At 56.6% G+C, this 22,169-nt stretch carries 23 protein-coding genes; 13 read left to right on the top strand and 10 right to left on the bottom strand.

Annotated elements, in window-relative coordinates:
* Positions 1-2,463 (top strand): calcium-binding protein (locus QZ725_RS01165; RefSeq protein WP_293775671.1); only part of this gene is annotated, 2,463 nt, incomplete at its 5' end.
* 66 nt (positions 2,464-2,529) lie between these two features.
* Here QZ725_RS01165 and QZ725_RS01170 read toward each other — a convergent pair.
* Positions 2,530-3,330 carry an outer membrane protein assembly factor BamD gene (locus QZ725_RS01170; RefSeq protein WP_293775672.1) on the bottom strand — a complete coding sequence of 267 codons (801 nt, stop codon included), beginning with the start codon at positions 3,328-3,330 and terminating at the stop codon, positions 2,530-2,532.
* Positions 3,331-3,446: 116 nt separating this feature from the next.
* Here QZ725_RS01170 and QZ725_RS01175 point away from each other — a divergent pair, with 116 nt between their 5' ends.
* Both QZ725_RS01175 and pgeF read left to right on the top strand, forming a co-directional pair.
* A complete protein-coding gene (locus QZ725_RS01175) occupies positions 3,447-4,406 on the top strand; it encodes an RluA family pseudouridine synthase (protein ID WP_293775728.1) in 960 nt (319 codons plus the stop codon).
* Between the two features lie 4 nt (positions 4,407-4,410).
* Entirely contained in the window at positions 4,411-5,178 is a 768-nt protein-coding gene (pgeF, locus tag QZ725_RS01180; RefSeq protein WP_293775673.1) for a peptidoglycan editing factor PgeF, read from the top strand.
* A 20-nt stretch (positions 5,179-5,198) separates the two neighbouring features.
* On the opposite strand, the gene QZ725_RS01185 is transcribed toward pgeF, so the two are convergent.
* Complete coding sequence (locus QZ725_RS01185) at positions 5,199-5,420, bottom strand: hypothetical protein (RefSeq protein ID WP_293775675.1); 222 nt, start codon at positions 5,418-5,420, stop codon at positions 5,199-5,201.
* 199 nt (positions 5,421-5,619) lie between these two features.
* Here QZ725_RS01185 and phaR point away from each other — a divergent pair, with 199 nt between their 5' ends.
* From phaR to ehuA, 9 genes are all read left to right on the top strand, one after another.
* Positions 5,620-6,090 (top strand): polyhydroxyalkanoate synthesis repressor PhaR, encoded by a 471-nt coding sequence (gene phaR, locus QZ725_RS01190; RefSeq protein ID WP_293775677.1) that lies wholly within the window; start codon positions 5,620-5,622, stop codon positions 6,088-6,090.
* Between the two features lie 80 nt (positions 6,091-6,170).
* Positions 6,171-7,535, top strand: a complete 1,365-nt coding sequence (rimO, locus tag QZ725_RS01195; protein ID WP_293775679.1) for a 30S ribosomal protein S12 methylthiotransferase RimO — start codon at positions 6,171-6,173, stop codon at positions 7,533-7,535.
* A complete protein-coding gene (locus QZ725_RS01200; protein WP_293775681.1) occupies positions 7,532-8,005 on the top strand; it encodes a hypothetical protein in 474 nt (157 codons plus the stop codon). The genes rimO and QZ725_RS01200 overlap by 4 nt, the downstream gene beginning before the upstream one ends.
* A 66-nt stretch (positions 8,006-8,071) precedes the next feature.
* Positions 8,072-9,238, top strand: a complete 1,167-nt coding sequence (locus QZ725_RS01205; RefSeq protein WP_293775683.1) for a cystathionine beta-lyase — start codon at positions 8,072-8,074, stop codon at positions 9,236-9,238.
* Between the two features lie 38 nt (positions 9,239-9,276).
* Complete coding sequence (locus tag QZ725_RS01210) at positions 9,277-9,732, top strand: hypothetical protein (RefSeq protein ID WP_293775684.1); 456 nt, start codon at positions 9,277-9,279, stop codon at positions 9,730-9,732.
* A 262-nt stretch (positions 9,733-9,994) separates the two neighbouring features.
* Entirely contained in the window at positions 9,995-10,843 is an 849-nt protein-coding gene (gene ehuB, locus QZ725_RS01215) for an ectoine/hydroxyectoine ABC transporter substrate-binding protein EhuB (RefSeq protein ID WP_293775686.1), read from the top strand.
* Positions 10,844-10,880: 37 nt separating this feature from the next.
* Positions 10,881-11,537, top strand: a complete 657-nt coding sequence (ehuC, locus tag QZ725_RS01220) for an ectoine/hydroxyectoine ABC transporter permease subunit EhuC (RefSeq protein WP_293775730.1) — start codon at positions 10,881-10,883, stop codon at positions 11,535-11,537.
* Positions 11,537-12,220, top strand: coding sequence for an ectoine/hydroxyectoine ABC transporter permease subunit EhuD (gene ehuD, locus QZ725_RS01225; protein ID WP_293775688.1), 684 nt, complete (start codon positions 11,537-11,539; stop codon positions 12,218-12,220). The genes ehuC and ehuD overlap by 1 nt, the downstream gene beginning before the upstream one ends.
* Entirely contained in the window at positions 12,217-12,996 is a 780-nt protein-coding gene (ehuA, locus tag QZ725_RS01230) for an ectoine/hydroxyectoine ABC transporter ATP-binding protein EhuA (protein ID WP_293775689.1), read from the top strand. The genes ehuD and ehuA overlap by 4 nt, the downstream gene beginning before the upstream one ends.
* Positions 12,997-13,070: 74 nt before the next feature.
* On the opposite strand, the gene QZ725_RS01235 is transcribed toward ehuA, so the two are convergent.
* The 8 genes from QZ725_RS01235 to dapC form a co-directional block, all read right to left on the bottom strand.
* Positions 13,071-13,913 carry a Rossmann-like and DUF2520 domain-containing protein gene (locus QZ725_RS01235; RefSeq protein WP_293775690.1) on the bottom strand — a complete coding sequence of 281 codons (843 nt, stop codon included), beginning with the start codon at positions 13,911-13,913 and terminating at the stop codon, positions 13,071-13,073.
* An 18-nt stretch (positions 13,914-13,931) separates the two neighbouring features.
* Positions 13,932-15,920: an ATP-binding cassette domain-containing protein gene (locus tag QZ725_RS01240; protein ID WP_293775691.1), complete on the bottom strand. Its 1,989-nt coding sequence runs from the start codon at positions 15,918-15,920 to the stop codon at positions 13,932-13,934.
* A 144-nt stretch (positions 15,921-16,064) separates the two neighbouring features.
* On the bottom strand, positions 16,065-16,955 hold the full coding sequence (gene prmB, locus QZ725_RS01245) for a 50S ribosomal protein L3 N(5)-glutamine methyltransferase (RefSeq protein WP_293775693.1): 891 nt from the start codon (positions 16,953-16,955) through the stop codon (positions 16,065-16,067).
* A 112-nt stretch (positions 16,956-17,067) separates the two neighbouring features.
* Positions 17,068-18,195 carry a succinyl-diaminopimelate desuccinylase gene (gene dapE / locus QZ725_RS01250; protein ID WP_293775695.1) on the bottom strand — a complete coding sequence of 376 codons (1,128 nt, stop codon included), beginning with the start codon at positions 18,193-18,195 and terminating at the stop codon, positions 17,068-17,070.
* 4 nt (positions 18,196-18,199) lie between these two features.
* Positions 18,200-18,559: an ArsC family reductase gene (locus tag QZ725_RS01255; protein ID WP_293775696.1), complete on the bottom strand. Its 360-nt coding sequence runs from the start codon at positions 18,557-18,559 to the stop codon at positions 18,200-18,202.
* Entirely contained in the window at positions 18,560-19,687 is a 1,128-nt protein-coding gene (locus tag QZ725_RS01260; protein ID WP_293775697.1) for a PilT/PilU family type 4a pilus ATPase, read from the bottom strand.
* Positions 19,688-19,830: 143 nt separating this feature from the next.
* On the bottom strand, positions 19,831-20,655 hold the full coding sequence (gene dapD / locus QZ725_RS01265; RefSeq protein WP_293775698.1) for a 2,3,4,5-tetrahydropyridine-2,6-dicarboxylate N-succinyltransferase: 825 nt from the start codon (positions 20,653-20,655) through the stop codon (positions 19,831-19,833).
* A gap of 44 nt (positions 20,656-20,699) precedes the next feature.
* Positions 20,700-21,908 carry a succinyldiaminopimelate transaminase gene (dapC, locus tag QZ725_RS01270; protein WP_293775700.1) on the bottom strand — a complete coding sequence of 403 codons (1,209 nt, stop codon included), beginning with the start codon at positions 21,906-21,908 and terminating at the stop codon, positions 20,700-20,702.
* Positions 21,909-21,917: 9 nt separating this feature from the next.
* On the opposite strand from dapC, the gene QZ725_RS01275 reads away from it, so the two are divergent.
* A complete protein-coding gene (locus tag QZ725_RS01275; RefSeq protein ID WP_293775701.1) occupies positions 21,918-22,151 on the top strand; it encodes a hypothetical protein in 234 nt (77 codons plus the stop codon).
* Positions 22,152-22,169 lie beyond the last annotated feature (18 nt).

Raw genomic sequence — 22,169 nt, forward strand, 5'->3', positions numbered from 1 at the left:
GATACCTTCATTGCCAGCGCTGCGGCGAATGCCTTGGATGGCGGTGCAGGCAGCAACACCGTGCATTACGGTGCCTCGACCGCGGGCGTCATCGTCAATCTGAGCAGCGTGACGCAGGGTGGTGTCAACGCGATGAGCGGTAGCGGTGGTTATGCCGATGGCGATACCTATGCCAATATCCAGAACGTCACCGGCAGTAGCGGTAATGATGTCTTTTATGGCGGTAGTGTCGCGAATGTCTTCAACGGGAATGGAGGTCGTGACCGCGTCAGCTATGCCGCCGACACGGCAGATCTCATCATCAATTTTTCTGCTGCATCCGTCACAGTCGGCAGTACGACCGTTGCTGCCGGACGAGGTGCGGGCGGCAATGCATTAAATGACACTTATACTGCCATCCAGGATGCAACCGGTGGCAGCGGCAACGATACTTTCGCTGCGAGCGCATCGGCAAATGCCTTCGATGGTGGTGGTGGCAACAATACCGTCACCTACATCAATTCCGCTGCCGGGGTGAGAGTCAATCTTTCCGACGAAGTGGTCAATACCGTAGCGGCACGCAGCGGCAAGGATAGTCACGCCGAAGGTGACAGTTATACAAATATCCAGAACGTGATCGGTAGTGGTTCGGCTGATACGCTGATCGGCGCTAGCAGTGGTGCTACGGTGCTTACGGGCGGCGCTGGTAGCGATACGCTGATAGGTATTGCTGCGAATAGCAGCAATACCTATGCGAGCTATGCCGGTTCAACAGCGGGCGTCACCATCAATCTGATGGCAGGCACCGCAACGGGTGGCCATGCGCAAGGTGATACCTTGTCCAATATCGATAACCTCATTGGCAGTTCATTTGACGATATCTTTATCGGTAATGGCAAGGTCAATATATTCAATGGTGGCGCTGCGGGAAATAACACGGTGAGCTATGCAGCATCGTCATCCGCCGTACGCGCCGATCTCAATGGCACGACCAATTCCTTTGGCGATGCGACCGGCGATACGTATATCAATATCCAGAACCTGACCGGTTCGGACTATGACGACGTGCTGATCGGTCTGGCGGCGGGTGGTTCCATCCTCACCGGTGGCATGGGGGCCGATCAGATGACAGGTTATGGCCTGAACAATACGATCAACTACGCCGGTTCGGCTCTGGGGGTGGTGGCAGATCTTCATAATGGCAACGGTATCGGTTCTGTTGTCGGCAGTGAGTCTTATGGCGATACGTTTACAGGTATCCAGAACGTAATCGGTAGTACCTCGAATGATCTGTTCTACGCCAGCAGCCAAGCCAATATTTTCCGTGGTAATGGCGGAGTGGATACCGTTAACTACACCCATTCAACGAGTGGCGTGACTGTCAATCTCTCCGCCACGACCATCGGTGGCGTGGCGGGAGGAAGCGGTTCGGGTGGCTTCGCTACGGGCGACACCTATGTTGCCATCAGCAATGTGGTTGGCAGCAATTTCAATGACACCTTCATCGCGAGCGACGTGGCGAATGCATTCGATGGTGGCGCTGGTAACAATACGGTCAGCTATGCCGCTTCTGCGACAGGCGTTACGGTGAACCTTTCCGGCACGACCGTGAGCGGGGTTGCTGCCGGAACCGGGGCCAATGGTTATGCCGCTAGCGATAGCTATGCCAATATTCAGAATGTGACAGGTGGCGCCGGTAACGACACCTTCATCGCCAGTGATGTCGCGAATATTTTCGATGGTGGTGCCGGGAACAATACCGTCAGCTATTACGCGATGACCGGCAATGTCAGTGCCAGTTTGGCTTCGGGTACTGGCGGTACGGGGGGCGTTGATGTCGACACCTATGCAAATATCCAGAATTTGACGGGAAGTGCCTTAAACGGCGGTAATGTTCTTGGTAGCAATGAATATCACAATCTGCTGATTGGTAATACCGGCAGCAATATCCTGACTGCGAGCGGTAGCAATACCGTTAATCGCCTTGAAGGCGGTGGCGGCAACGATGTACTGGACGGTATTCTGGGTGGGCAAAATACCTTGATCGGCGGCAGTGGCAACGACACTTTCAAGATCACGGCCAATACCAACGGCTCCAATGTTACTTCCAGTAACGCTGTTTCGATTGTCGGTAATGGCGGTAGCGATACGCTGGAAGTGCACGGTACGGGAACGACACTCAATGTTTCGGCATTTTCGAATATCGTCACGTACGGCAGTATCTCCACGTTGGATTTGAGTCAGGGCAGCTGGTCGCTGATCAAATTCAGCTTTGCCGATATTTCCTCGGGTAGCAGTGGTATCGGTTACACCGGTGTCAATAACAATCCTTATTTGAACATCACGCTGAAGAACGGCCAAGGTTTTCAGATTGAATCGAGCGCGGGTAGCGATTCCTTTGCGTATTTCTCGGGGGCGTCGGAATACCGGTTCTATGACAATGGGACAGAGGTAGGTCGTATTCACCTCAATAATATTGCCTGATCCCAAAGTCGTGACGATAAATAAAAAAGCCTCGCAGTTGCGAGGCTTTTTTCTATCTGGATGCGATTACCAAATCTGATACCAAGCCTTGTCCTTGGCTTTCGGTCCACCGCTGAAATAAGCGCTGTTTGGATAATTTAGTCGTAACACACGCTCGGCATCGGCGCGCAACTCAGGCATATTCATTGCCTCGTAAGACTTCATCATGATGAACAAGGCCTGTTCGCTTGCAGGGGTGCCAGGATAGTTCTTTACGGCAGACTGGGCGCGGTTGGCAGCAGCGAGGTAGGCACCGCGGCGATAGTAGTAATCGGCGACGTGCACATCGTATTTGGCCATGGCATTGACGAGATAGGCGAGGCGATCGCGTGCATCCGGCGTGTACTTGCTGTCAGGGAAGCGTTGCACCAGCAGCTTGAAGGCATCGAATGCTTCGCGTACTGCTTTCGGGTCACGTTCGGTCGGGTCCTGACGTGAGAGCGAGTCGAAAATGCTGACGCGATCGTTGAAGTTGATCAGGCCACGCAGGTAATACATGTAATCGACGTTCGGGTGATCGGGATGCAACTTGATGAAGCGCTCGACTGCGGCAAGTGCCTGTGGTTGATCGCCCTGACGATAGTATGCATAGGCAATTTCCATTTGCGCCTGTTGGGCGTAGGTGCCGAATGGATAGCGCGATTCGAGTTTTTCGAGATGCTTGATGGCTTTTTCGAAGTTACCCGAATTCATCTCGTCGCGGGCCTCCGCGTATAATTTCGACGGCGACCAGTTCTTGGTTTCGTCTGCCTGTTCGGAAGTGGAGCTGCATGCTGCCATCAAAACGGCGAAAGCGACGAGAAGGATTTTTTGCGTGAGTTTTTGCATGATGTGCGTAATGTGCGAAATGGCCGCTAAACGATGGGTGATTATAGCTGATGGGACGGGTAGTGAAGCAGACAGAGAAAGTGATTCCTGAAAATACGGATTTCGAGGACGAATGGCTGGCCGATGAGGCAGAGGCCGTCGAGAGCGCTGATGCGGCCATCGAACTGGAATTGACAGCGGAAGTGTGCGGCCAGCGCTTGGACAAGGTCCTTGCCACATTGGTGCCGCAGTATTCGCGCAGCCGTTTGCAGCAATGGATCGATGCCGGCCACGTCAGCGTTGATGGCGCGGTTGCCAAGGCCAAGATGACCTTGTACGGCGACGAGAAAATCGTCATCCAGCCGCAGCCGGCGCCTGAAGAGCTGGCATTCAAGGCCGAAGCCATGAATCTTGCCATCGTGCATGAAGATGCGGCCATCCTCGTGATCGACAAGCCGGTCGGCATGGTCGTGCATCCGGCTGCCGGTAACTGGTCGGGCACCTTGTTGAACGGCTTGTTGCATCATTTTCCGGACATCTCCGGCGTGCCGCGGGCTGGCATCGTACATCGTCTGGACAAGGACACCAGCGGATTGATGGTCGTTGCGAAATCGCTGATCGCGCATACGGATCTCGTACGCCAATTGCAGGCACGTACCGTCAAGCGCGAATATCTGGCGCTGGTCTGGGGTACGCCCAATGCCAGTGGTCGTATCGAAGCATCGATCGGACGCCATCCGCGCGACCGTATCAAGATGGCAGTGTCGGAGAATTTTTCGGCCAAGCCGGCGGTTACCCATTTCGAGCGGCTGGCGACTGGCATGCTGGATGGCAAGCCGGTCAGTCTCGTGCAATGCCGCCTTGAAACGGGCCGCACCCACCAGATTCGCGTGCACATGCAATCAATCGGTTTTGCACTGGTTGGTGACGGTTTGTACGGCAAGCAGCATTTGATGACGGCGTTTCCACGTCAGGCACTGCATGCGCGTCGTCTTGGATTGGTCCATCCGGTTAGTGGCGAAACCTGCGAATGGTCGGCCTCCTTGCCGCAAGACATGAACGATCTGTTGCAACGCGCCGGTATCGCCGCACCTTGACATCATGACGATGGCCTTGCCGCTATTGAAGCCGGAATGGACCGTCGCAATGCCGAATGTCGCGGCGTGCATGACCACGCGTGTCGGTGGCGTCAGTGGCGGCGTATATAGCGATGTCGTTGGACATGGCGGCCTCAATCTGGGCACCCATGTTGGCGATGATCCCCATGTCGTGCAACAGAATCGTGCCTTGCTACGCGCGGTCTTGCCGGCTGAGCCAGCCTGGCTGACCCAAGTACACGGTACGCAGGTACTGGATGCTGCTGACGTCGCAGATGCGCCGCAGGCAGATGCAAGTTTTACCGATCGGGCCGGAATCGTGTGCGCCATCATGACCGCCGATTGCCTTCCGGTACTGCTGGCCGATGTATCCGGCAACGTTGTGGCCGCCGCGCATGCTGGTTGGCGTGGATTGGCTGCCGGGGTACTGGCGCAGACCGTTCAACGCATGCGTGATGCGGGTGCCGAGACGATCCAGGCCTGGCTCGGGCCGGCTATCGGTCCGCAGCATTTCGAGGTCGGCGAGGATGTGCGACAGGTTTTCATGCAGCACGATATGTCGTTTGCAGCTTGTTTTGTTGCCGTTTCCGGCAAGCCGGCCAAATATCTGGCCGATATCTATGCGTTGGCGCGTGCCATGCTCAAGCAGCATGGTGTGACCATGGTCACGGGTGGTGATGCCTGCACTGTCGCTGATGTCACACGCTTTTACTCCTATCGGCGTGACGGCGTTACTGGACGAATGGCTGCGCTGATCTGGCGCCAGCCCTGATAAAAAGTGTTTTCTATTTTCTAGCTGCCGGATGCGTCAGGTGGCGTTGCCTGTTTCGTCTGTTCACGTTCCAGACGACGTTGGCGATTCGCGCGACGCTTGCCTGTCGTTCCGATATAAAAAATGATGGCAACCGGCAGCGCGCCGTACAGCAAAAATGTCATGACACCCGCCACGGCCGAGGTTTCGGTAATGGCCATCATGAAGGCGACATAAATCCAGGCGATGACGACGATGTACATGGCGGATGGCTGTTGCGGTCGAAAGCATGACAATACGCGAAAAGTATGCAACGATGAAATTGGCTGAATATCCGACAAATCGCCAAGGCATTTTCATGCTCCGCTGGTCGCAGCAGCACTATAATCATGCGATTCGCCGCCTGAACGGTTTTTGTTCAATCTGTTGCCGATCCCGTGATGCCATTTACCGGAGTTTTCGATGCCGAACGTCCATCTGCTCTCTGATCGCCTCATCAAGAAATATCCGAATCGCCGCCTCTACGATACGCAGAACAGCGTCTACATCACCGTTCAGGATGTTCGCGAAATGGTGCGGGGTAACGAGTCATTCGTGGTGGTCGATGCGCGCAGCGGCGACGATCTCACGCGCAGCGTGCTGCTGCAGATCGTGATGGAAGAGGAAGAGGGCGGCATGCCCTTGTTGTCGTCCGAGATGCTGGCGGCAATGATCCGCAGTTATGGCCGTACGGTGCAAGGCATGATGGAACACTGCCTGGAAAAAAGTCTGCAGACGTTTTCGGTCATGCAGGACAGCTTGGCCTTGCCCGCGGGCGATCACGACAAGACTGCCGCGCCAGTCGTTGATTTGTCGTCAACCACACCGTCGACGGCACTTTTCGGTCAATTTTCCGCCGAGCAATCTTCTGAGTCACCCCCGCTGAACGCCTAGGCTGTTCTACAACATTGCCGACAGGTGAAGAGGGCGAGCAGGTACAATAGCGGCTTCGTTTTTCACAGCCGCAGTCTGCCATGACCACTCATACTCAAGCCGCGCCCAAGATCGGCTTCGTTTCCCTCGGATGTCCCAAAGCGCTGGTCGATTCGGAACAGATTCTGACCCAGTTGCGTGCCGAAGGTTACGACACGGCAAAATCCTACGATGGTGCCGATCTGGTCATCGTCAACACCTGCGGTTTCATCGATGCGGCCGTGCAGGAATCGCTCGACGCGATTGGCGAAGCGCTCAACGAAAACGGCAAGGTCATCGTGACTGGCTGTCTCGGTGCCAAGAAGGATGCTGACGGCGACGACCTGATTCAGAAGATTCACCCCAAAGTTCTGGCTGTAACAGGTCCGCATGCTTTGGGCGAAGTCATGGATGCCGTGCATATCCACATGCCCAAGCCGCATGCGCCGTTCATCGACTTGTTGCCACCACAGGGCGTCAAGCTCACGCCCAAGCATTTTGCCTATCTAAAGATTTCCGAGGGCTGTAATCATCGTTGTAGCTTCTGCATCATCCCGTCGATGCGCGGCGATCTCGTATCGCGTCCGATTGCCGACGTCATGCTCGAAGCAGAAAACCTGTTCAAGGCGGGTGTCAAGGAATTGCTGGTGATTTCGCAAGACACTAGTGCGTATGGCGTGGATGTCAAATTCCGCACCGGTTTCTGGAATGGCAAGCCGGTCAAGACGCACATGACGCAATTGGCGGAAGCGCTGGGCGAACTGGCTGCGCAATACGGTGCATGGATTCGTCTGCATTACGTGTATCCGTATCCGCACGTTGATCAGGTGATGCCGCTGATGGCTGAAGGCAAGATTCTGCCGTATCTGGACGTGCCGCTGCAGCATGCGCACCCCGATGTACTCAAGCGCATGAAGCGCCCAGCCAGCGGCGAAAAGAATATCGAGCGTATCCAGGCCTGGCGTTCCATGGTGCCTGATCTGACGATTCGCTCTACCTTCATCGCCGGTTTCCCCGGCGAGACCGAAGCCGAATTTGAATATCTGCTCGATTTCCTCAAGGAAGCGCAGATCGACCGCCTCGGCTGTTTTGCCTATTCGCCGGTTGAAGGCGCAACGGCCAACGACATTCCGGGCGCGGTGCCCGAAGAAGTGCGAGAAGAGCGCCGTGCACGTGTCATGCAATTGCAGGAAGAAATTTCCAAGCAGCGTCTGCAAGCCAAGGTCGGCAAGACCATGCGCGTGCTGATTGATGAACTCGATCGCAGCGGTGGTGTGGGTCGCTCTGCTGCCGATGCGCCGGAGATTGATGGCGTGGTTTATGTGAAACCACCGTATGAACCGAACCGCAAACTCAAGGTCGGTGAATTCGTGGAGGTAAAAATCACTGCGGCCGATGCGCATGATCTGTGGGCGGAGGCGCAATGAAATTGTTTTCCGCTTCATGCGTGATGCTGGCGGCAATGGCTGGCATGGCCTCGCCGCATGCGGCCGAGCCGACGGTTGTCGCAGCAAGCGCTTCAGCGGCGCAGCCGGCACAAGTGTCGCCATTGTTCCAGCAAGCGGTACATCTGCGCGGCACGATTGGCGACACAGGGGTCCAACTTGTCTTGCGCCCCAAGGTGCCGGCGGAAGATGGCGTGGAAGGCGAGTATTTTTTCTTTGGTCAGTCGTTGCGCGTTCTGGTGGCGGGCGAGATTGCCGGCGATGTTTTTCTGCTCGAAGAGTCGCAGGATGGAACGCATATTTCCGGCGAATGGGATGGCGACATTCGTGACGATCGCATCACGGGGACATGGATGTCGGCCGATGGAACGGTGACCAAACCGTTCGCTCTGCAAATCGTGCAGCAAACCAACGCAACGGTCGCCGTGAAAAAGAAGGCTGCCAAACAATAGCTTCTATGCGGCATGGCGACACGTGCTGGCGCCAGAACATTAACCGAATCTGATCGAGGTGAATTCGTGGCAAACCGTCGTGCATTGCAAACCACATTAGTCCACAGCGATTACCAGGCCCCCGAGGGTTTCGGTGCCTTGCCACAGGCGATTCACCATGCGTCCACCGTGTTGTTCGATAACGTTGCCGCCATGCGCGCGCGCAACTGGCATGACAAGAGCGGTTATACCTACGGCCTGCACGGTACACCAACGACATTCACCTTGGAAGCGCGCCTGGCCGAAATCGAAGATGGTCGTCATTGTGTGCTCGCGCCGAGCGGATTGGCGGCGATCGCGCTCGTCAATTTTGCTTTCCTGAAAACGGGCGACGATGTGCTGTTGCCGGATAACGTCTACAGCCCGAGCCGCGAACTTGCGAACTGGCTGCAACAGGATTTCGGCATCATCGCACGTTACTACGATCCGATGATCGGCGGCGATATCGCGGCGCTGATGCAGGACAACACCCGCCTGATCTGGGTCGAGGCACCGGGCTCGGTATCGATGGAAGTGCCTGACCTGCCTGCCATCTGCGCGGCTGCACATGCAAAGGGTGCGCTGGTGGCGCTCGACAATACGTGGTCGGCTGGTCTGGCGCTGAAGGCGTTCGAACTGGGCATCGATATCGTGATGCAGGCACTCACCAAATATCAATCGGGCGGATCCGATGTGTTGATGGGGGCCGTCATCACGCGTGACCAGGCCTTGAACGCCAAGCTCGACGCTGCGCACATGCGTCTCGGTTTTGGTGTCGGGGCCGACGACGCGTATTTGGTCTTGCGCAGCTTGCCGACCATGAAAGTACGCTTCGATGCGCACGACGCCGCAGCACGGAAAGTGGCTGCATGGCTGAAAACACGTCCCGAAGTGGCGGCTGTGTTGCACCCGGCTTTTGAGGATTGTCCGGGGCATGCAAATTGGCAACGCGATTTTACTGGTGCTGCGGGTTTGTTTTCGATGGTCTTCGATGCGAAGTACAGCGAAGCGCAAACTGATCGCTTTGTCGATGCGCTCGAACTCTTCAAAATCGGTTTCAGCTGGGGTGGAGTACACAGTCTTGCCGTACCGTATCGCATGCATGGCATGCGTCGTAACTGGCCGTACGCGGGCCAACTGGTGCGCCTCAATATCGGGCTTGAAGCGGTAGACGATTTGATCGCCGATCTTGCGCGTGCATTGGAAGCACTGTGATGAAATTCCTGTCAAGCATGCGGATGAAAGAGGGGCATATGCGTTTTTTCGCAGTGACTTGCCTCGCTGCCCTGTTGTTGATGGCGGCCTTGTCACGGGCGGAACTGATTGGCGAGCATAAGGACCCACGCGCCGCCGTGCTGGAAATGGCTGCCCATTATTACAGTACGCAAGAGGTCGCACGCCAGTGCGGTGCGCTGCTGCCTGAAAAGCGCAGCATGTTCGATTCGGCCTGGACGACATGGCAGACGCGCAACGCAGCGACATGGGAATTGATTGGCAAGGTACGCGACAAGCGTCTTGGCAAAAGCGATCGTCAACAGTTGGGGCAGCTTGCCGACACCATCCGTCAACAGTACGCAACGGCACCATTCGACGCCAGCATGTGTGAGACTGCCCTCAAGATGCTGCGATCCCAAGCATGGGATTTCCCCGTCAAGTTTCCTGCGCAACTCGCGTTATTGAAGCGGGCGAATGACACAGCCTCCCATTGACTCTATCTGACAATATTTGAGCGATGCATCGCTACTCATGGTGTTTCCATGGGCAGCATGCGTTCTAAAGTGCTGTGTTGATGGCGAACAAGCATGATATGTCGCATCCCTGAAAATCGTTTTGAATAGAAACGATTTGACATCAATCTTATTTTCTATATAAGATTCCTTTCTGTTTCTTTGAGATTGAACAAACGCATAAGCGCTGCATTGCAGTTGCCCGTTTGATGAATCGTTTCTTCCAGTCTCTGACGGAGCCGTGATGCGCCATGCAATCGAACGGCTTGCGGCGGCAGCGTGTTGCGTTGTCGGTTTGTTGGCCTCTATTCCTTCCCATGCAGAAACCACCTGGCAGCGTATTCAGCGCACCGGTGAGGTACGTATCGGTTACGCCAACGAAGTACCGTTTGCTTACAGCGATCTCAAAGGCAAGGTAACGGGCGAATCGCCGGAAATTGCCAAGGTCGTCTTTGCTTGCCTTGGCATTCCGCACGTCAAGGCAATCCTGACGGAGTGGGGCGCGTTGATTCCCGGCTTGCAAGCGAATCGTTTCGATGTGATCGCAGCCGGCATGTACATCACGCCGGATCGCATGCAACAGGTGTTATTTGCCGATCCGCATTATCAGCTTGATGACACGCTGCTCGTACGCAAGGGGAATGCACGCAAGTTGCACAGCTTCGCCGATATTGCACGCGACCCGACGTTGAAACTCGCCGTCATGGCCGGCACAGTCGAATACGACTATGCGATCAAGGGCGGTGTCGCGCCGGAACAGATTCTCCAGGTGCCCAACACGATTGCGCAATTTCAGGCCGTGAAGACACAACGCGCGCATGCCGCCGTCGGTACGCGCCTGACGATGAAAGACATGGCCAGCAAGAGCAAGGGCAGACTGGAAGCCGTCGAGGTTTTTCATGATGATCCCGCCCACATGGGATACGGTGCGCTGGCTTTCCGCAAGGAGGATCAGGATTTGCGAGATGCCGTGAATGAAGCCCTGCAATCCTGGGTTGGCAGCGAAGCGCATTTGCGAACCATCGCACCTTTCGGTTTTGACCGTCGCAACCTGACGCAGAAAAAGCTTGCCGATTTCGAGGTGCAGCCTTGAGACACTGCACCAGAGCCCCGGCGGAGCGTGTCGAATGATCGCCGATATATTGCCCTTGCTGCTCAAGGGAACGCTGACCACGATCCAGATCACCGTGCTGGCGTCGGCGCTGGCAATCGTGCTGGCTTTTGCTGCGGCCTTGGGCAAGCTCTCGCCCGTGTCGCCAATCCGCTGGCTGGCGAATGGTTACATAGAAGTCTTTCGTGGCACCTCCTTGCTGGTGCAGTTGTTCTGGCTGTATTTCGTTTTGCCGTTGCCACCGTTCAATGTCGAGATGTCGGCCTTTACCGTCGCGGTGATCGGATTGGGGCTGCATATCGGTGCCTACGGGGCGGAAGTCGTGCGCGGGGCACTGCAAGCCGTGCCGCGTGGCCAGATCGAGGCGGCGATCGCCCTCAACATGCCACCGTGGCGACGTTTCCTGCGCATCGTGTTGCCACAAGCCCTCATCGCAGTCATTCCGCCTGCCACGAATCTGCTGATTGAGTTGCTGAAGGGAACCGCGCTCGTGTCGCTGATCACGCTCGGCGATCTTACCTTCCGCGCCAATCAGATCGTGCAACTGACCTTCATGAGTCGCGAGGTATTCGGTATCACCTTGCTGATCTATTTCGTACTCGCGCAATGCATCAATTTGGGCATGCGCTGGCTGCTGAGTCGTCTCAAACGCGGTAGCGTACAGGTGAGCCGCTGATGGAGGATTTGATCGATCTGCAGTTTGCGCGGGATATCTTGCCCGATCTGCTGCATGCAGCCATCAACACGGTCGTGATTACGCTGTTGGCGTTCGCGATCGCCTTGGTTGGCGGGTTGCTGCTTGCGCTGTTGCGCCGCAGTCATCTCAAGATGTTTTCCTGGCCAGCCACGGTGCTGATCGAATTCATTCGCAGCACACCTTTGCTGATCCAGTTGTACTTCCTGTTTTATGTCATGCCGGAATTCGGCCTGACGCTTTCGGCATGGTCGGCAGGTGTCATCGGTATCTCCCTGCATTACTCGTGCTACACAGCGGAAGTCTATCGTTCTGGTCTGGACGGCGTCCCCCGCGGGCAATGGGAAGCGTGCAAGGCGCTGAGCATGGCGCCTTGGCAGACGTATCGCCGCGTGATTCTGCCGCAGGCGATACGTCCGATCGTGCCTGCGTTGGGCAATTATCTGGTTGCCATGTTCAAGGACACGCCAGTGCTATCCGCCATTACGGTCGTCGAATTGATGCTGCAGGCAAAAAACATCGGCTCTCGCAGCTTCCGTTATCTGGAGCCGATCACGATTGCCGGCATCTTTTTTCTCATTCTCAGTCTGATCGCGGCTTTGCTGATTCGTCAGCTTGAACAGCGGCTGCAGCTGTCGCGCCTGTATGGCAAGGAGTCTTCATGAACGACGCATCTTTCGTGCGCTTCCATCAGGTCACCAAACGCTATGGTGCATTGACGGTGCTCAATGCGTTGGATCTCGATATCGCACGCAATGAAAAGGTTGCCCTGATCGGTCCCAGCGGTTCCGGCAAGTCGACCTTGTTGCGCATGCTGATGTTGCTGGAAGAGATTGATGACGGTTTGATTGAGGTGGATGGTCGTCCGCTGACACATATGCCGGCGAATGGCGGATTGATTCGTGCGGACGAGCGGTATAAGCGGGAAGGCCGTCGTCGTATCGGCATGGTGTTTCAGAATTTCAACCTGTTTCCCCACATGAGTGCGCTGGAAAATGCCATGGAAGGCCCCGTTTCCTCACTTGGATTGGCGAAGCAGGAGGCGCGAGCGCGTGCCGCCGAACTGCTCGAAATGGTCGGGTTGGCTGACAAGCTGGATCATTATCCAGCGCAACTGTCCGGCGGCCAGCAGCAACGCGTGGCGATTGCTCGTGCACTGGCAATGCGTCCGCAGATCATGCTGTTCGATGAAGTGACATCGGCGCTCGATCCGGAGTTATGCGGCGAAGTGCTGAATGTGATCCGTCGTCTGGGTGACGAACATGATTTGACCATGCTGATGGTCACGCACCAGATGGGATTTGCGAAGGAGTTTGCCGACCGTATCTGTTTCTTCTCGGAAGGCAAGATCGTCGAGCAGGGTACGCCCGAGGCGGTCTTCGGCTCTCCACAACATCCGCGTACGCAAGCGTTTTTGCGTGCGGTAACAGAGGCAATTTGACGGCTCAAACAGGCTGCAGATTCTAAGTCACTTGCCCGTGCCAGGATTGCTTCGGCTGCAAATTCTGTTGATGTTTAGCTAGCCATCTTTCGTCGACGATTTGCCAAATGCATGGTTTCGACGCCGAGTTGCTTGTAGAGGCGACCGTGTGCCGGATGGGTCGCTTTCAGTGCGTGATACTGGCGATTGACGGTGTCGATGTCGCCGCGCGCGATCGGCCCGGTTAGCGCCTGCTCGGGTCCGGTCTGCAAGACATTGCTGATGGTTTCCCGGACGAGGACCGACATCATCTTCAATGCCACATCCTGCGGAATGCCTGCGCGGGCATAGGTCTGGATCGCGGTGTCCAGCAATGTCACCAGATAGTTGGATGCGAACACGGCTGCCGCATGATAGAGCACTTTCGCTTCCCGTTCGATGGGAACGAAGCGCGCACCCACGCTATTGAATAACGGTGTCAGTACATCAAGCGCGCGTGTATCACCCTCGACGCCGCAATAGGTGCCGGGAAAATCCTCCACGACTTTTTCCGGTTGCGCAAAACTCCGGATGGGGTGAATGCTCGCGACCGCGGCACCTTGTTGGCGTGCGGCTTCCAGTACGGTCGAAGGCAGTGCGCCGCTGCAATGAAACACCACGCTGCGGGGTGACAGGATGCCTGTCTGTGTCAGTGCTTCGCAGCACGGGACAATCTGGTCGTCGGGCGTCGCAAGAAGGAAGATATCGACGGCACGCAGATCGGCGTAGCGTTGTACAACCCGACCGCTACCGATGAATTCGACGGCACGCGTGCCGCTATTCGTATTGAGGTTGAGCACGTCGGCCAGCATGGCACTGTTATGTGTAACGAACAGGCGTGCCAGTGAGCGGCCCAGCTTGCCGCAGCCTATGATCGAAAGAGTCGGTACCGTGCTCATCGTGCTTCTCCGCAAAGTTCAGTTGATTAGCTGCTCCAGCGCTTCCTGCTGTTCCAGCCACTCTGTCTCCATCTCTGCCAGCTCTTTGGTGCAGTAAGCCTGGTCGGCCAGCAACTGCTTGAGCGTTTCCTTTTTTGCCGCATCGTAGAGGGTTTCATCGGCCAGTTGCGCATCCAGCTCGGCTTTGCGCGCCGTGGATTTGACCATTTTTTCTTCGAGTCGCTTGATGCGTGCGTCGATGGGTTTGCGCAAGGCCGCCAGTTTTTGCCGCGCTTCGGCATCCTGTTTCTTTTGTTCCTTGCGATCAACTATCGGTGCCGGTGCTGCTGTGACGGCTGCTTTCACGACAGGCGTAACCGTGGCCTTATCCGTTTTGCCGGCAGACGCGGCCGCCAGATCGGCCGCAACATTTTTGCTGGCCAGCTTGGTCTTGAACAGCCAGTCCTTGTAATCGTCGAGATCGCCGTCAAAAGGTTGCAATTTGCCGTCGGCGACGATGATGAATTCGTCGGTGGTGGCACGCAGCAGATGGCGATCATGCGATACCACCAGCAGGGTGCCTTCGAACTGGGCCAGCGCTTCGGTCAGCGCTTCGCGCGTTTCGAGGTCCAGATGGTTGGTCGGTTCATCGAGCAGCAACAGATTCGGACGTTGCCAAACGATCAGTGCCAGCGCCAGGCGTGCTTTTTCGCCACCGGAGAATGGTGCAATCGGGCTGGTGACCATGGTGCCGGGGAAGTTGAACCCGCCGAGGAAATTGCGCAGCTCCTGTTCACGCGTGGTCGGCGCAATCTTGGCGAGATGCCACAGCGGCGATTCGTCATGGCGTAGCATTTCCACCTGGTGCTGGGCGAAGTAGCCGATATTGAGACCCTTGCCGGTAGTGGCTTCTCCGCTCAAGGGCGTGAGTTCGCCGGCGATGGTCTTGATCAGCGTCGATTTGCCCGCGCCATTCACGCCCAGCAGACCGATGCGCTGGCCGATTTGCAGCGAGAAGTTGATGCGATCGACGATGGTCTTGTGCGTGATCTGGCCTGATTTTTCGTCTTCGATTTTGTAGCCCGCTTCAACGTCTTCCATCACCAGTAATGGATTGGGTGCGCTCAGCGGTTCGCGGAATTCGAAGGAGAATTCGGCCGCTGCGCGAAGCGGCGCCAGTTCTTCCATCTTGGCCAGCGCCTTCATGCGGCTCTGTGCCTGACGTGCCTTGGAGGCCTTGGCCTTGAAACGTTCGATGAACGATTCAAGATGGGCGCGCTTGCGTTGCTGCTTTTCGATTGCGCCGGCGGCCAGTGCCATTTGGGCGGCACGTTGACGTTCGAATGCCGAGTAGTTGCCCGAATAACGCTTGAGCTTGCGTTCGTCGATATGCACGATCACGTTGACGACTTCGTCGAGAAAATCGCGGTCATGCGAAATGATGAGCAAGGTGCCCGTGTAGCGCTTGAGCCAGTCTTCCAGCCAGATGATCGCATCCAGATCCAGATGGTTGGTCGGTTCATCGAGCAGCAGCAGGTCGGAAGGGCACATCAGTGCCTGAGCCAGATTCAGGCGCATTCTCCAGCCACCCGAAAAACTAGCCACAGGTTGCTGCATCTGTTCCAGCGTGAAACCCAGTCCCAGCAGCAACTGCTCGCCACGCGATTGCACGGTATAGGCATCGGCATCGGCCAGCGCGCTGTAGAGTTCGCCGATGGCGATGCCGTTATCAGCCGATTCGGGTTCGTTTTCCAGGCGTGCCAGTTCGGCTTCGAGCTTGCGTAAGGTGGTATCGCCATCGATCGCGTAATCGAGCGCCATGCGTTCGAGCGGCGGTGTTTCCTGCGCCACATAGGCAACCCGCCATTTGGCCGGAAAGTCGATCTCGCCCTGATCCGCATGCAGTTCGCCCCGCAACATGGCAAACAGACTCGATTTGCCCGCGCCATTGGCGCCGATCAAGCCGATCTTGTCACCCGGATTGAGCGTGACATCGACGGATTCAAGAAGCGGCTTGACGCCGCGCATGAGGGAAACTTGCTGAAAACGGATCATGGACGGAATACGGCGATATCAAGAGGTCGCCGGTCTTTCAGAGAAAAAATGCGAGGGAACGCAACGCTATGACAGTCAAGACTGCCACAGGTTGCAAAAAATGCATGAAATACGCGCTTACTGCAATTGGTCGGCGGTGATCAGGAACACCATGTCGTCGCCAGCGCTGGTGGTCATCCATGTCAGATCGAGATCGGCGAAAGCCGCTTCGGCATACGCGCGTTCGTTGCCGATTTCCACGACCAGCAAGCCGTGCGGCGTGAGGCGCGTGCGCGCTCCTTCGACGATCTTGCGCACCAGATCCATGCCGTCTTCGCCACCGGCGAGGGCTATCTGCGGTTCGGCCAGATATTCGGCCGGCAGCTTGCTCATCGATGCAGCATTGACATAAGGCGGATTGGTCACGATCAGATCGTACTTGCGCTCTGGCACGTTGGCGTAGAGATCGGACTGGATCAGCGTGATGCGATCCTGCAATTCGTAATCGGCAACGTTGCGTTCTGCCACGGCCAAGGCATCGGGCGAGATATCGACGGCATCGATTTGCGCATTTTCAAATGCATCGGACAGCAGAATCGGCAGGCAGGCAGAACCTGTACACAGTTCGAGGATGTGTTCGACCTTGTCCGGGTTGTTGACCCACGGTGAAAACTGTTCCGGAATCAACTCCGCGATGAACGAGCGCGGCACGATCGTGCGCTGATCGACGTAGAAGCGATAACCGCCAAGCCAGGCTTCATTGGTGATGTAAGCGGCAGGCAGGCGCTCGTCGGCGCGCTGGTGGATCACACGCAGCACGTCTTCGACTTCGTTTTGCAGCAGACGCGCATCGAAGAATGGGTCGAGCTTGTCTAGCGGCAACTTGAGCGTGTGCAGGATCAGATAGGCCGCTTCATCAAGCGCATTGTTGCTGCCGTGGCCGAAGAACAGGTTGGCAGTGTTGAAGCGCGTAACCGCGTAGCGCAGCAGATCGCGGATGGTGGTGAATTCATTCGGGTTGGTAGGCATGGATGAAAGTGAATCTGGTAAATGAAAACGGGAAGTCAAGTTGGCATCGTCATTGATGCCGTGAAACGTTCAGGCCGAAAAGACAGAAGCCGGGGCTGCCCGGCTTCTCGCATTACAGCAGCAGGTTTTCCATGGTGCGCCGGTAGATGTTCTTCAGCGGATCGATGAAGCGGACTTCGATATGTTCATCGATCTTGTGGATGCTGCCGTTGGGCGGGCCGAACTCGATCACCTGCGGGCAGATCTTGGCGATGAAGCGGCCATCGGAAGTGCCTCCAGTCGTAGACAGTTCGGTCGTGACGCCGGTTTCATCGAGAATCGCTGCCGACATCGCATCGCTCAACGATCCTTTCGGCGTCAGGAAGGGATGGCCGCCGACGGTCCAGGCTAGATCGTAGTCGAGCTTGTGCTTGTCGAGAATCGCATGTACGCGCTGCTGCAAGCCTTCGACCGTGCTGGCGGTGCAGAAGCGGAAGTTGAAGTCCACCACGACCGCACCCGGGATCACGTTGGATGCGCCGGTACCGGCATGAATGTTGGAAACCTGCCAGGAAGTCGGCAGATAGTATTCGTTGCCGTCATCCCATTTTTCAGCGACCAGCTCGGCCAGTGCCGGTGCCAGTTCATGCACGGGATTGCGCGCCAGTTGCGGGTAGGCGATATGGCCCTGGATGCCCTTGACTGTCAGCTTGCCCGACATGGTACCGCGACGACCATTCTTGATCGTGTCGCCGAGCACGTTAGACGACGTCGGTTCACCCACCACGCAATAGTCGAGCTGCTCGCCACGCGCCTTCAATGCATCACAAACGATGACCGTACCATCGGTGGCCGGGCCTTCTTCATCGCTGGTGATCAGCAGGGCAATCGATCCCTTGTGATCGGGATGTGCGGCGACGAATTCTTCCGCCGCAATCACCATCGCGGCGATCGATGTCTTCATGTCGGCAGCCCCACGGCCGTAGAGTTTGCCATCGCGATGCGTGGGTTCGAACGGTGGTGAGGTCCATTGTTCGACCGGGCCGGTCGGCACCACGTCGGTATGGCCGGCAAATACCAAGAGCGGCTGTTCGGTGCCTTTGCGCGCCCACAGATTGGTGACGCCGCCGGATTCGATGGTTTCGCAATGAAAGCCCAGCGGTTGCAGCAGTTCGATCAGGCGTGCCTGGCAACCTTCGTCGCGTGGCGTGACGGAGGAGAGGGCGATCAGTTCTTCGGTCAGTGCGAGCGTATTGCTCATGGTCTTATTTCTTGAAAATGTGTTGATAGGCATCGGCCGAGAAGCCGACACTGGTCTTGCCGGCACCGACGAGGACCGGACGCTTGATGACAGAAGGCGATTCCAGCATCAGCGCGGTAGCGCTGGCATCGTCGATGACGGCGGCTTTTTGTTCGTCGGTGAGCTTGCGCCACGTGGTGCCCTTGCGATTGACGAGCGTGTCATGCGGTACGTCGCGCAACCACGCCGTTACCGTTGAGGCGTCCAGGCCGTTCTTCTTGAAATCGTGAAAAGTGTAGTCGATGCCGTTGTCGTCCAGCCAAGTGCGGGCTTTCTTGACGGTATCGCAATTGGGAATGCCGTACAGCGTGATCGTCATGGTCATTTACATCTTGAGAGTGAATTCGGTAAAGCTCGCGCCTTCTTCCTTGACTGGCGCTTCTTCCTCGGCCTTGCCGTTCTGGTTGTTGAGCAGCCAGAACAGATTGCTGGCGGAATCGGCGTGGCTCAGCGCTTCTTCCTGCGTGACGATGCCATCCTGGATCAGTTGCAGCAGTGCCTGTTCAAAAGTCTGTGAACCTGGAGACATGCTGTTGTCGATCGCTTCCTTGATCTGCGACAGTTCGCCTTGTTCGATCAGTTCGGCAACGTGACGCGTGTTGATCATCACTTCGACCGCAGGACGGCGCTTGCCGTCGATGGTACCGATCAGGCGTTGCGACACAATAGCGCGCAAGGTTGCCGACAGATCGCTGAGCAGGGATTGGCGATGTTCGAGCGCATAGAAATTGACGATACGCGTCAATGCCTGATAGCTATTGTTCGCATGTAGCGTGGCAACCACCAGATGGCCGGACTGCGCATAAGCAAGTGCGGCCGACATCGTTTCGGCATCGCGAATTTCGCCGATCAGCATGCAGTCCGGCGCTTGTCGCAATGCATTGCGCAAGGCCAGTGCCAGATCGCGCGAATCGGTACCGATTTCACGCTGGTTGACGATGGATTTCTTGTTCCTGAACAGAAATTCGATCGGGTCTTCCAACGTCAGGATATGCCCGCTGCGCAATGCATTGCGATGGTCGAGCATGGAGGCGATCGTGGTCGATTTGCCCGAGCCCGTCGCGCCAACCACGAGTAGCAGGCCGCGCTTTTCCATGATCAGGTCGGGCAACACGGCCGGCAGATGCAGCGTGTCGAGCGCAGGAATATCGCCCGGAATGTAGCGCACCACGGCGGAAATACTGCCGCGCTGGCGGAATGCCGAAAGCCGGAAGCTACCGACGCCTTGCACGGGGATACCAATGTTGAGTTCGTTTTCGAGTTCGAGTTCGGCCAGTTTGGCGGCCGGCACGACTTCAGACAGCAGCGCCATGATGGATGCCTGATCCATCTTCGTCTGGTTCACCGGAATGAGCTGCCCGGCGATCTTGACATGAATGGCTGCGTTGACAGCAATGAACAAGTCGGATGCCGCTTTTTCCTTCATCAGAAGAAACAATCGATCCATTGCCATTGCGTACTCCGTCTGGTGCGAAGGTGGAAGAGAAATAACAGAAAAGAGCAGGGCTGACGATCGCCTTGGAAGTCAGCCCATGTTCGATGATGCAGCTTCGGCCATCGGGCCGAAGCGTGTTTCAGTGCGAAATAAGCGCGAGATCAGTCGCGCAGCAGTTCGTTGATCGAGGTCTTCGAACGCGTTTGTGCATCGACTTTCTTGACGATCACGGCGCAGTACAGGCTGTACTTGCCATCGGCCGACGGCAGGTTGCCCGAAACAACGACCGAACCGGCAGGAATACGGCCATAGCTGACTTCGCCGGTTGCGCGATCGTAAATCTTGGTCGATTTGCCGATGTAGACGCCCATCGAGATGACCGAGTTTTCTTCAACGATCACGCCTTCGACGATTTCCGAACGCGCACCAACGAAGCAGTTGTCTTCGATGATGGTTGGATTGGCTTGCATTGGTTCCAGCACACCGCCGATGCCGACGCCACCGGACAGGTGAACGTTCTTGCCGATCTGTGCGCACGAACCGACGGTGGCCCAGGTATCGACCATCGTGCCTTCATCGACGTAGGCGCCGATGTTGACGTACGAAGGCATCAGGATGACGTTCTTGCCGATGTAGCTTCCGCGACGTGCGACGGCTGGCGGCACCACTCGGAAACCGCCAGCGGCGAAATCGGCTTCGGTGTAATCGGCGAACTTGGTTGGTACCTTGTCATAGAACTGCATGCCGGTGCCGCCGGGCACGACGACGTTGTCTTCCAGACGGAACGACAGCAGCACGGCTTTCTTGACCCACTGGTTGACGATCCATTCGCCGTTGGCTTTCTGTGCCACGCGCAGCGAACCCTTGTTCAGTTGTTCGATGACGTCGGCAACGGCTTTGCGCACATCGGCAGGCGCATTTTTCGGCGAGAAATCGTTACGGTTTTCCCAGGCTTGATCGATCAGTTGTTCGAGTTGTTGAGTCATTTGTCGTTGTTCGTTGGGTTGAGTAAATTGAAGAATAGTAAGGATCAGCCGGCAGCGAGCTTCTTGCAGAAGGCGACGATGCGTTGCGCAGCTTCCAGGCATTCATCGACCTCGGCGACCAGCGCCATGCGTACGCGGTTGCTGCCGGGATTGATGCCATGCGCTTCGCGGCCAAGATAACTGCCGGGCAAAACCGTCACATTATATTCGGCATACAGGCGCTTCGCGAATTCGACATCGCTGATCGGTGCCAGTTTGTCCACACGTGCCCACAAATAGAAGCCGGCATCCGGCAGGGAAACGTCGAGCACGTCCTGCAGCATCGGTGTGACCTGATTGAATTTGGTGATGTATTTCTGGCGATTTTCAACCACGTGCTGCTCGTCGTTCCAGGCGGCGATGGATGCCGCTTGCACGGATGGGCTCATGGCGCTGCCGTGATAAGTGCGATACAGCAGGAATTGCTTGATGATTGCCGCATCGCCAGCAACGAAGCCGGAGCGCATGCCCGGCACGTTCGAGCGCTTGGACAGGCTGGAAAAGCCGATCAGGCGTGGATAATCGGTACGACCGAGCTTGTGTGCCGCTTCCAGACCGCCGAGTGGTGCCTCGTCCTTGAAATAGATTTCGGAATAGCACTCGTCGGCGGCGATGATGAACCCGTAACGGTCAGACAGATCGAACAGTTCCTTCCAGTCTTCCAGCGTCAGCACGGCGCCGGCCGGATTGCCGGGCGAGCAGACGTACAGCAGTTGCACACGCTTCCATGCTTCGGCGGGGACGGCCGAGAAATCCGGCGCGAAATTGCGTTGGGGATCGCAATTGACGAAATAGGGTTCGGCACCAGCCAGATACGCGGCACCTTCGTAAATCTGATATAGCGGATTGGGGCAGATCGCGAGCGCTTTCGCATTCGGATCGATGACGGTCTGTGCCAGTGCGAACAGTGCCTCGCGTGAGCCGTTGACGGGCAGTACTTGCGTTGCCGCATCCAGTTTTGGCAGGTTATAGCGGCGCTCCAGCCAGCCGGCTATGGTCTGGCGCAGCGCATCGCTGCCTGCCGTGGTCGGATAGGCAGCCAAACCATCGAGGTTATCGGCCAATGCCTGTTGAATGAAGGCAGGGGTCGGATGCTTGGGTTCACCGATGCCGAGGCTGATTGCCCGATAGTCGGCATTCGGCTTGACCTCGGCGAACAGTTGCTTGAGTTTTTCGAACGGGTAGGGTTGCAGCTGGTTCAGAAGTGGATTCACGGCGGACAAATGAGCGGCAAAGAATGGATTGGCGTCGCAGGGACGTGCCGGGCGATCCCGGAACTAAAGTTGGCAGACATTATAACGCTGGCAAGCATCCGTTTCCTGTCGTGCTTGGCGAAGGCGGCAGGATTGCCCGATTTCGTTGTTTCAAATGCTATGATGTGGCCCTTTCAAGGCTTGCCGATGCGGCATTGCCCGCAGGTTTCTTTGGCTGCCGCTGATTTGTGGTGTGGCGGCTGAATCTCGAATATTTCCAGG

Source organism: uncultured Oxalicibacterium sp. (assembly GCF_913776015.1).
Lineage (GTDB): Bacteria > Pseudomonadota > Gammaproteobacteria > Burkholderiales > Burkholderiaceae_D > Oxalicibacterium.

Bases quoted from the DNA above. Each gene is read 5' to 3' on its own strand.
- dapD (WP_293775698.1), bottom strand. From the start codon at position 20,655: ATGACTCAACAACTCGAACAACTGATCGATCAAGCCTGGGAAAACCGT.
- QZ725_RS01275 (WP_293775701.1), top strand. From the start codon at position 21,918: ATGAGCGGCAAAGAATGGATTGGCGTCGCAGGGACGTGCCGGGCGATC.
- QZ725_RS01235 (WP_293775690.1), bottom strand. From the start codon at position 13,913: ATGAGCACGGTACCGACTCTTTCGATCATAGGCTGCGGCAAGCTGGGC.
- phaR (WP_293775677.1), top strand. From the start codon at position 5,620: ATGCCGAACGTCCATCTGCTCTCTGATCGCCTCATCAAGAAATATCCG.
- prmB (WP_293775693.1), bottom strand. From the start codon at position 16,955: ATGCCTACCAACCCGAATGAATTCACCACCATCCGCGATCTGCTGCGC.
- ehuD (WP_293775688.1), top strand. From the start codon at position 11,537: ATGGAGGATTTGATCGATCTGCAGTTTGCGCGGGATATCTTGCCCGAT.
- ehuA (WP_293775689.1), top strand. From the start codon at position 12,217: ATGAACGACGCATCTTTCGTGCGCTTCCATCAGGTCACCAAACGCTAT.
- rimO (WP_293775679.1), top strand. From the start codon at position 6,171: ATGACCACTCATACTCAAGCCGCGCCCAAGATCGGCTTCGTTTCCCTC.
- pgeF (WP_293775673.1), top strand. From the start codon at position 4,411: ATGACGATGGCCTTGCCGCTATTGAAGCCGGAATGGACCGTCGCAATG.
- QZ725_RS01200 (WP_293775681.1), top strand. From the start codon at position 7,532: ATGAAATTGTTTTCCGCTTCATGCGTGATGCTGGCGGCAATGGCTGGC.
- QZ725_RS01210 (WP_293775684.1), top strand. From the start codon at position 9,277: ATGCGTTTTTTCGCAGTGACTTGCCTCGCTGCCCTGTTGTTGATGGCG.
- QZ725_RS01255 (WP_293775696.1), bottom strand. From the start codon at position 18,559: ATGACCATGACGATCACGCTGTACGGCATTCCCAATTGCGATACCGTC.
- QZ725_RS01260 (WP_293775697.1), bottom strand. From the start codon at position 19,687: ATGGCAATGGATCGATTGTTTCTTCTGATGAAGGAAAAAGCGGCATCC.
- dapE (WP_293775695.1), bottom strand. From the start codon at position 18,195: ATGAGCAATACGCTCGCACTGACCGAAGAACTGATCGCCCTCTCCTCC.
- QZ725_RS01240 (WP_293775691.1), bottom strand. From the start codon at position 15,920: ATGCGCGGCGTCAAGCCGCTTCTTGAATCCGTCGATGTCACGCTCAAT.
- ehuB (WP_293775686.1), top strand. From the start codon at position 9,995: ATGCGCCATGCAATCGAACGGCTTGCGGCGGCAGCGTGTTGCGTTGTC.
- QZ725_RS01170 (WP_293775672.1), bottom strand. From the start codon at position 3,330: ATGCAAAAACTCACGCAAAAAATCCTTCTCGTCGCTTTCGCCGTTTTG.
- QZ725_RS01185 (WP_293775675.1), bottom strand. From the start codon at position 5,420: ATGTACATCGTCGTCATCGCCTGGATTTATGTCGCCTTCATGATGGCC.